The following is an 8083-nucleotide window of genomic DNA, read 5'->3' as shown; positions in this document are numbered from 1 at the left end:
GTCTGTGTCTGGTCAGTCTGTGTCTGGTCGGTCTGTGTCTGGTCAGTTTGGGGTTGGTCGATGATCGTCATGCTAGACCTCCTGGGCGCTCTCCTGCGGAGCTTTTCAAGTCTCGGCGCGTTGAGAACCAGTCTAGAGGTTAATGGCGGCGCTGCCCACCCCCTGGGCTACAGGACGGGCAGAAATGGGACGGGGAAGGCGTTCTGGCGTCCCAGTCAGGGCCGAACCCGGAGGCAGCAGGTGAGCCGTGTGGTCCAGACCTCCAGCCCGGCAACTCAGGCCCGTGCAGGGCGACCAGCAGCCAGCTTCCGGCGACCTGATCAGGAACGCTCAACGCCGGACGCGGCGTAGAGTAACGTCATGTTCCGTCTGCCCAGGCTCACGCCCCTCATTCTTCTTGGCCTGCTCTGCGCCGCGCACGCCGCGCCCCTCAAGGTCGAGCTGCCGCTCCAGGCCGAGGTGCCCGCGCTCTGGACCCAGACCCGGCTGCCGGGGCCAGCTCAGAGCGCTTCCGTCACGGCGCCCGGCTCACCGCCGCCGGTGGCGCTGGTGCTGTTCGCCGCGCCGCTGGGGCGCCAGGCGTCGGCCAGTGACCTGAGGGCCTTTATCGCCGGGGTCGAGGGCGTCGCCGCGACTGGCGGGCGGCTGACCCTGACGTTGCTGAGCGAGAAGCCGCGCACGGTGGGCGGCGTCAAAGGCGTCGAGCGGCGCTACACCATGCTGGTCAGGGCCAGCGGCGTCAAGGTGGGCACCCGCATCTGGTTCGGGGCCGGGCCGAAATTTCTCTACCAGATGCAGATGACCAACGCCCTGAACGCCAGCGCCGCCCAGACCGGCAGCTTCGACCAGATGCTTGACACCATGACCTTCAAGGCGAAGTGAGGCGCGGCAGAATAAACCGTAGCAGACGGCGCCGCCCTGAACACGCAGGGGCGGCGCCGTCTGTCCAACTCTGATCTCACATGTGAATCGCCATTTTACTGACGCCCATCGCCGCTTCTTTGACCGCTTCGCTGAGGGTCGGGTGGGCGTGGACGATGCGGCCCAGGTCCTCGGCGCTGCCACCGAATTCCATCAGCACCACGGCCTCAGCGATCAGCTCGGAGACATTGGGGCCGACCATATGCACGCCGATCACCCGGTCGGTGGCCGCGTCGGCGATGACCTTGACAAAGCCCCGCGTGTCGTTGTGCCCCAGCGCCCGCCCGTTGGCGCTGAAGGGAAACTGGCCGCTGCGCACAGTCAGGCCCTTCTCCTTGGCGGCGGCTTCTGTGAGCCCGGCCCAGGCGATTTCCGGCGAGGTGTAGATCACCCAGGGAATCACGTCGTAGTTGACGTGCCCGGACTGCCCGGCCAGGATCTCGGCCACCGCCACGCCCTCGTCCTCGGCTTTGTGGGCCAGCATGGCGCCGCCCACCACGTCACCGATGGCGTAGACGTTCGGCAGATTGGTGTGGTAGTGGCTGTCGATCTTGACAAAACCGCGCTCGTCGAGGTCCAGGCCCACCGCCTCGGCACCCAGACCCGCCGTGTGCGGCAGCCGCCCGACGCTGACGATCAGCTTGTCATATTCGGCGCTCACCGTCTGGCCGCCCTCCTGGTAGCTGACGTGGACCTTGTGGCCGTCGTCCTGCACGGCCGTGATACCCACGCTGAAGTGAAAATCCAGCCCCTGCTTCTGGAACTGCTTGAGGGCTTCCTTGGCCACGGCGGGATCGGCGCTCATCAGGAAGCCGGGCAGGGCTTCGAGCACCGTGACACTGGCCCCCAGCCGCCGCCAGACGCTGCCCAGCTCGACGCCGATGACGCCCGCGCCGATGACGCCGAGTTTCTGCGGCACGGCGCTGAACTCCAGGGCGCCGCTGTTCTCGACGATATTGCCGCCAAAGGGGGCCAGCGCCAGCGCCCGTGGACTGCTGCCCGTCGCCACGATGACGTTTTTGGCCCTGAGTTCACTGGACTCACTGCCCTCGACGCCGACGACCCACTGGCCCTCGTCCTGCCGGAGCAGTTTGCCCAGGCCGTGATAACTCCTGACCTTGTTCTTCTTGAACAGGTAGGCCACGCCGCCGGTCAGCTTGTCCACGACGCTGGCTTTGCGGCCCAGCATCCTGCCCAAATCGATCTTGGCGCCCTCGACCAGAATGCCGTGCTCGGCGGCTTCATGGTTGATCATCTCGAATTTTTCAGAGCTGTCGAGCAGCGCCTTGCTGGGAATGCAGCCGATGTTCAGGCAGGTGCCGCCCAGCGAGGGCTTGCCGTCACGGGTAAAGGCGTCGATGCAGGCCACGCTCAGCCCCAGTTGCGCGGCGCGGATAGCCGCCACGTAGCCGCCAGGGCCACCGCCGATGATTACAACGTCATAGGTATCCATAGTGGCCGGAGTCTAGCGTGTGCCTGTCGGGCAAAAGGGAACCGTGTGGGGGACGGAGCGAAGCCGCCTGGCGTGACGGGTGGGGACGTTACGGTTTGGCAGCCTTGACGGGCGCCTCGCTCGCTACGGGCACTGCCGCCTCCGCCTTGGCAGGCAGATTGATCAGGAAGCCGCTGCCAGAGCCGCCTGAGACGGTAGGCAACACGCCGTTCCACTTTTCGATCTGCTTGTTCTGCACCAGCTCCGGCGTCAGCGAGGCGGCCAGCACCTTGTTGGCCTGCGCCTGGGCCTGAGCACGCAGCAAAATGGACTGGGCCTCGCCCCTGGCCTTGGCGACCTCCTGCTGGGCCTCGGCGGTACTCTGCTTGACCTTGTTCTCGGCCTGAATGGCCGACTGCTGCGCGGCGAACTTGGCGTTGATGCTCTGCACGATGGCCTCCGGGGCGCGCAGCTCGCCGATGAAACTGAAGTTGCGAACCACGAACAGCGGGCTGAGGTCGGCCTCGACTTCCTTCTGGGCCGCGTCCTCGAACTGGCTGCGCTGCCTGCCGAGCAGGTCGCCCGCGTTGTAGTTCGACGCCTGGCGGGTAATGGCGTTGCGCACCACGCTGCGGATGTAGTTGTGGGTAATCACGCTCACGTCCGGCCCGAAGCGGATGTAGATATTGGGCGCCTCCTCGGCATTGATCTGGTAGCCGAAGTTCACGTCACCGTTGAGCGTCACCTGATCGGAGGTGTTGAAGGTGAACGACTCGTCACCGTTACTGCCCTCGGTGGGGCTTTTGGTCCACGAATAGCTCTGCTGGGCGCGCGGATAGGTCACGATCTCGGTGGTGAGCGGGTTGACCAGCACGTAGCCCGACACCACATCGGTATTCGACAGGCCGCGTGCGCTGCCCGCCTTGTTGAACTTCAGCCCGATCTGGCCGGGGCCGATGACCTGCACACTGCTCATCAGGACGCTGACGACGATCAATGCGGCCACGCCCAGCGCGACCCAGCGCAGCACACCACTGAGCGGCATACCGGGACGCGGCGGGCGCAACGGGGAAACGGAAGGGGACACGGGCGGGGCGGATTCTTGCGTCATGGTGAGACTCCTGGGGCTTGTGGCCTGTGGCTGGTGGCTGGTGGGGCTGGTGGCTGGTGGGGAAAGATCAGGCTGGACGGTTCAGCGGCGTCGTCGCCAGCTTCGGAGGAGGCGGATACTCAGGCGGCGCCGGAGACGCCGGGGCAGCAGGGCCGCCACGCCCAGCAGGGCCGAGGCGAAGATCAGGGCGAACGGCAGGTTGGCGTCGTTGGACTGGTAGCCGAAGGTCTGAGCCAGCCAGTACAGCCCGCCGCCGATCAGTCCCAGGGCCAGCAAGCCCAGGCCAGCGCATCCTGCTGGGCGCAGCGCAGGCGACTTGCCACGCGAATTGAGCGGATTCATAGTCATGCTCCAGTACACAAACGTCATTTCAACTACATTTCAGCTACAGGCCGAGCAGCCCCAGCGCGGCGGTGGCCGTCAGTTCGGTTTTGAACGGCTCTATCAGCTTGACCGTCTGCGGGTCGGCGCCAGTGCTCACGCTGGTGTCGATGTCCGGCACCCTGCCACTCTTGATATCGCTGGCGATTTTGCCGAAATCCACTTCCGGCACGCCCAGCGAGCGGTTGACCCCGGCGGCGATGACGTTGTAGCGCTCGCGGCTGAGGTTTTGCCCGATCAGCCCGGCGACCTGCGCCTGACGCGCCGCCCCCACCGAAGTCCCCAGATCGCGCATCGCCCCGGCAAACTGCCAGAAGCTCGGCGTCTGACCGTTTTGAATGTCGTTCAGGATGCTCTGGGCGCTGCCAAAGCTGCCGCCCAGTGCCTTGCGTTCCAGGCGCCGGACCCGCACGAATTGCTCGACCTCGCTGCGGGAGATCGGCGCGTTCAGGTTGCCGCTGGGCCTGGGCAACTGGGCGCTTCGTGCGGGCACGCGCCAGCCGTCTACAAAATTGATAATCGGGCGGTAGACGAAAAAATACCCTGCCGCCACCAGGGCGATCATGACCACCAGCAGGCCACCGCAGCCGCACCCGCATCCACGCCTCGCGTTCATAGGTACAGATACGCAGGGAGGGTCAGGGAAGTTGCAGCGTGGGGGGCAGCGCCGATACTTCCCCTTCCAGCACCGTGAGCAGGGCCACGCCGGTTTCCAGCTCGGCTTCGAGCTTGCCGCCCACTGCCTCGTTGCTGAGCGTCCAGCCGCTGCCCAGGGGCACATCCAGCTCCCTGACTGCCCAGCGGGCGCCGCGCAGGCTCAGCCCCGTCAGATCCGAGGCCGCCAGCACGCTGAAGGTCTGCCCGGCTCGCAGCTCCAGGCTCAGCACCCGCCCCGGCAGCAGCGGATAGCCCGCCTCGTCGCCGCTGTACAGCCAGCTCGGCGTGCCCTGAGCGCTCAGCCGCCAGGCCCCCAGCGCCAGCGCGAAGGCGTGATCGAAGCGCCCTCCGAAGGCCCCGATGAAGCCCAGCTCGGTGGCGCCGCGCCGCAACGCCAGTTCAGTGGCCAGCTCGGCGTCGGTGCTGTCCTTGGCGGCGGGATGCACCTCACGCGGCGCGTCCAGATATACGCCGTCAGAGGAATCGAAGTCGCCCACCCAGGCGTCCACCCACACACCCAGCGCCGCCGCGTGCCGGGCGCCCCCGTCGGCGGCGATCACCAGTTGCGGACGCCGCAGCGCCTTCAGGGCAGGCGTGAGGGTCAGGCGCCCACCGACGAGAATCCAGGCCAGCATGGAGAGCAGGATAGGGCGTTTGAGTTGTGGGTTGTGGGGAGTGGGTTGTGGGAAAGGCGAAGGGGTGGGTCTTAGCAGGAATTTCAGGAGTTGCCAGGTACAACCCCCCACCCGCTGCGCGGGAGCCCCCCTGAAAAGGGAGCCGAAAGATAGCGCCCAGTGAGCGTTTTTGACTGGGGTAGACCAACATATTCCAGCGAAGTCAGTTATGTGCAATTGCGGAGCACGGGCACCCTACGTGACCGGCCACGATGTGGAGAACGCGGGAAAGTATTGAGCAACTGGGACGAATGGGAAGTACCATCCTCAGCGGAGCGCAAACCCCCTCCAAGGTTCTATTGACACGTTGATTCGGCATGAGAGGTGAGGGGCGGGCAGGCGTCCTCATGGGGAGGAATGGCACCCTCATGGGTGTCCGCTCATGACGACAGTCCGTTCACGACGAAGGGCCTGCCCGCTGGGGGGTGGAGGTGCAGACGCATTCGCACAGTGCATTCGCATTCGCACAGTGCTGAAGCTCCACCAACGCAACTCAAACGCCAGCGTCAAATCCAGCCCAGACACGCCCCATCGCCCTACAACCGAAACGGATTGAAATCGGTGTGCCGGTCATACACGTCCACACCCTCGGCCCGCTTGAGCTCGCGCACGACGGCGTAGGTCACGGGGGTGAGCACCACTTCCAGCCCCACCTTGTAGACGTAGTTGAACAGCACCAGGCCCCACAGCACCTCGCTGGGCAGCACGCCCCAGAAGGCGACCAGGCTGAACACCAGCGTGTCGGCGCCCTGGCCGATCACGGTGCTGCCGATGGTGCGCGTCCACAGGTGCTTACCCTGCGTGATGACCTTGAGCCGCGCCAGCACGTAGGAATTCAGGAACTCACCCACGAAGAAGGCCAGGCACGAGGCCAGCAAAATGCGCGGCGCGAAGGCGAAGACCACCCCGAAGGCCCCCTTGGTCGGGCTGTCGGCACTTTCGGGCAGGGCGGCCACCAGGGCGAAGACCAGCGTGGCGAGCACGTTCATGGCCAGGCCGAACCAGATCACCCGGCGCGAGCGGGCGTAGCCGTAGACCTCGGTGAGCAGGTCGCCGAAGACGTAGGTCAGCGGAAACAAAAAGGTGCCGCCGTCGAAGGCGGGTTTCCAGATGCCCAGATCGGCCTGGGCAGTTTTGGTACTCGCCAGGTTGGAGACGACCAACACCACGGCGAACGTCCCCAGGATCAGGTCGAAGTAGCGGGAACGGGGCGGCGGGGTCGTGATGGGTTGGTCTCCTGTGATGCGCTGGTCGCTGTACTCACTGGTGCGCTGGTCGCTGGACATGCGGCCCTCCTCGAATGCGGCCACCCCGCGCTGTAGGCGGGAGCCGAAGTGGAGTGTAGCGGCTGCGCGGGGCGACCTGTGCTCACCCGGCAGTGCTTGTGCGGCGGTGCTCACCTGAGAGCTTCGCCGTGTCACACTGAGCCATGACCTTTCCCCTGCCCCCGGCTGGTGGTTACGCGCCGATCAATTCGCTCGAAGCCGCCCGGACAGGCGCGGCGCGGCGCGGCAAGCGGATCTCCTCAGTGCTCTTCGGCTTGCTGATCTTGCAACTATTCTTCGCGGTGCTGTCTCTGGGCGGCGCGGCGCTGAGCCTGGTTTTTTTGAGCGGCTCTATCGGCAAGGAGCTGCCCAGCGTGGGCAAGGTACCTCAGCTCGGCAGCCTGCTGGGGCTGGGCGGGCTCTATGTGCTGATTATTCTGGTGGCTCAGGGCCTGTACATCTACAGCATTCTGATGGCGCGGCGGGCGGTCATGGGCGTGCAGCGCTACGCCGCCGACCCGGCGCACCAGGGCCGCCCGGACGCGCGCGGTTTTACCCGGTGGCTGACCTTCTGGCAGTGGTACATGCTGGTCGGCAGCCTGCTCGGCCTGGTCATCGGTGTGGCGCTGGTGTTCTTCGGCAGCCTGCTCGACTCCAGCAGCAAGATGGATGCCGGTAGTCAGGCGGGGGTGCTGGTGCTCGTGGTCTTCGGCAGCCTGATTCAGATCGTGCCCACAGTGGTCCTGAGCTGGCTGATCCTGAACGCCATCAAACGGTTTTTCCTGGGCGTCGAGGCCCATGCCAGCGGAAGCCGCGCCCCCCTGTCCCCGGTGGCCAGAACGGTGGGAAGCTGGCTGATTTTCGTCATCGTGGTACTGGGGCTGCTGCTGGCCTTCGTCGTGTTTTACGCCGCCCTGCTAGGCGTGCTCGCGGCCATTCCCGGTACGCTGGACAGCAGATCGGCCAGCAGCCGGACTTTCAAGGAGGCCACGCCCCTGCTGATCGGCGGCGGCGTGCTGCTGACCCTGCTGATCGCCGCCGTCTACGGCCTGATGATCGCGGTCACCGCCTGGTCACGCGGCTTTGCCCTCGACGTGGCTCAATTGCTCGACGGTGGCCCAGGCGCCGCCATTCCGGGCAGCGGCTTCGGCCCTGGCGGCGCTGTCGGCGGCATGAACAATGGAGTGGACGCCTGGCGCGGCGCCGTCATGCCGCCTGAGCCGCCGCGCTGAGAAGCCCCGCTTCGGACATCCTCGAATCCTCCGTACTGGACCCTTCGCACTGAACCCTTCATACTCAGAGGTATGAAACGGTCCCTGCTCTTGCTCTCGCTGAGCCTGCTCGTCGCCTGCAACCAACCAACCGTCATCGCGCCGCCGCTGGGCGGCAACACAGGCACCGGCGGCAACACAGGCACCGGCGGCACCGGCCCCGACGATGTGCCCACTGTGGCACGCGCCGAGCGGCCCAGCGCTCCCGATTGCTCGGTCAGAGGTCTGCTCGATCAGGTCAGTGGCGGCAGCCTGGCCAATCTGCGCTACGTCAACCAGACTTCAACGCTCAGGGCTCAGGCCAGCGCCGACACCTTGCTGAACTTGCTCTACGAGACTCGCAAGGCCATCAACACCGGGTATTACGGCTT

9 protein-coding genes are annotated in these 8083 nt (G+C 65.9%); 3 read left to right on the top strand and 6 right to left on the bottom strand.

Annotated elements, in window-relative coordinates; all coding sequences use genetic code 11:
• Nucleotides 1-360 precede the first annotated feature (360 nt).
• The gene (locus tag Q0R23_RS05600; protein WP_293911274.1) at nt 361-882 is read left to right on the top strand and encodes a hypothetical protein; all 522 of its coding nucleotides are present in this window, start codon (nt 361-363) and stop codon (nt 880-882) included.
• A gap of 76 nt (nt 883-958) precedes the next feature.
• On the opposite strand, the gene lpdA is transcribed toward Q0R23_RS05600, so the two are convergent.
• The 6 genes from lpdA to Q0R23_RS05570 form a co-directional block, all read right to left on the bottom strand.
• Nucleotides 959-2374: a dihydrolipoyl dehydrogenase gene (gene lpdA / locus Q0R23_RS05595; protein WP_293911272.1), complete on the bottom strand. Its 1416-nt coding sequence runs from the start codon at nt 2372-2374 to the stop codon at nt 959-961.
• A gap of 88 nt (nt 2375-2462) precedes the next feature.
• A complete protein-coding gene (locus tag Q0R23_RS05590) occupies nt 2463-3464 on the bottom strand; it encodes an SPFH domain-containing protein (protein ID WP_293911270.1) in 1002 nt (333 codons plus the stop codon).
• A gap of 81 nt (nt 3465-3545) precedes the next feature.
• Nucleotides 3546-3806, bottom strand: coding sequence for a hypothetical protein (locus Q0R23_RS05585; RefSeq protein ID WP_293911268.1), 261 nt, complete (start codon nt 3804-3806; stop codon nt 3546-3548).
• A 43-nt stretch (nt 3807-3849) separates the two neighbouring features.
• Complete coding sequence (locus Q0R23_RS05580) at nt 3850-4410, bottom strand: hypothetical protein (protein ID WP_293911265.1); 561 nt, start codon at nt 4408-4410, stop codon at nt 3850-3852.
• 73 nt (nt 4411-4483) lie between these two features.
• Nucleotides 4484-5137, bottom strand: a complete 654-nt coding sequence (locus tag Q0R23_RS05575; protein ID WP_293911262.1) for a thiamine diphosphokinase — start codon at nt 5135-5137, stop codon at nt 4484-4486.
• A gap of 575 nt (nt 5138-5712) precedes the next feature.
• Nucleotides 5713-6462, bottom strand: a complete 750-nt coding sequence (locus tag Q0R23_RS05570; RefSeq protein ID WP_293911259.1) for a queuosine precursor transporter — start codon at nt 6460-6462, stop codon at nt 5713-5715.
• 143 nt (nt 6463-6605) lie between these two features.
• On the opposite strand from Q0R23_RS05570, the gene Q0R23_RS05565 reads away from it, so the two are divergent.
• Both Q0R23_RS05565 and Q0R23_RS05560 read left to right on the top strand, forming a co-directional pair.
• Nucleotides 6606-7673, top strand: coding sequence for a hypothetical protein (locus Q0R23_RS05565; protein WP_293911256.1), 1068 nt, complete (start codon nt 6606-6608; stop codon nt 7671-7673).
• A 72-nt stretch (nt 7674-7745) separates the two neighbouring features.
• On the top strand, nt 7746-8083 hold a 338-nt coding region (locus tag Q0R23_RS05560), incomplete at its 3' end, for a hypothetical protein (protein ID WP_293911253.1).

Origin of the sequence: Deinococcus sp., assembly GCF_025362455.1 — a bacterium.
Lineage (GTDB): Bacteria > Deinococcota > Deinococci > Deinococcales > Deinococcaceae > Deinococcus.
The sequence above is the reverse complement of the archived record's forward strand: the minus strand, read 5'-3'. Positions and strand labels throughout refer to the sequence as shown.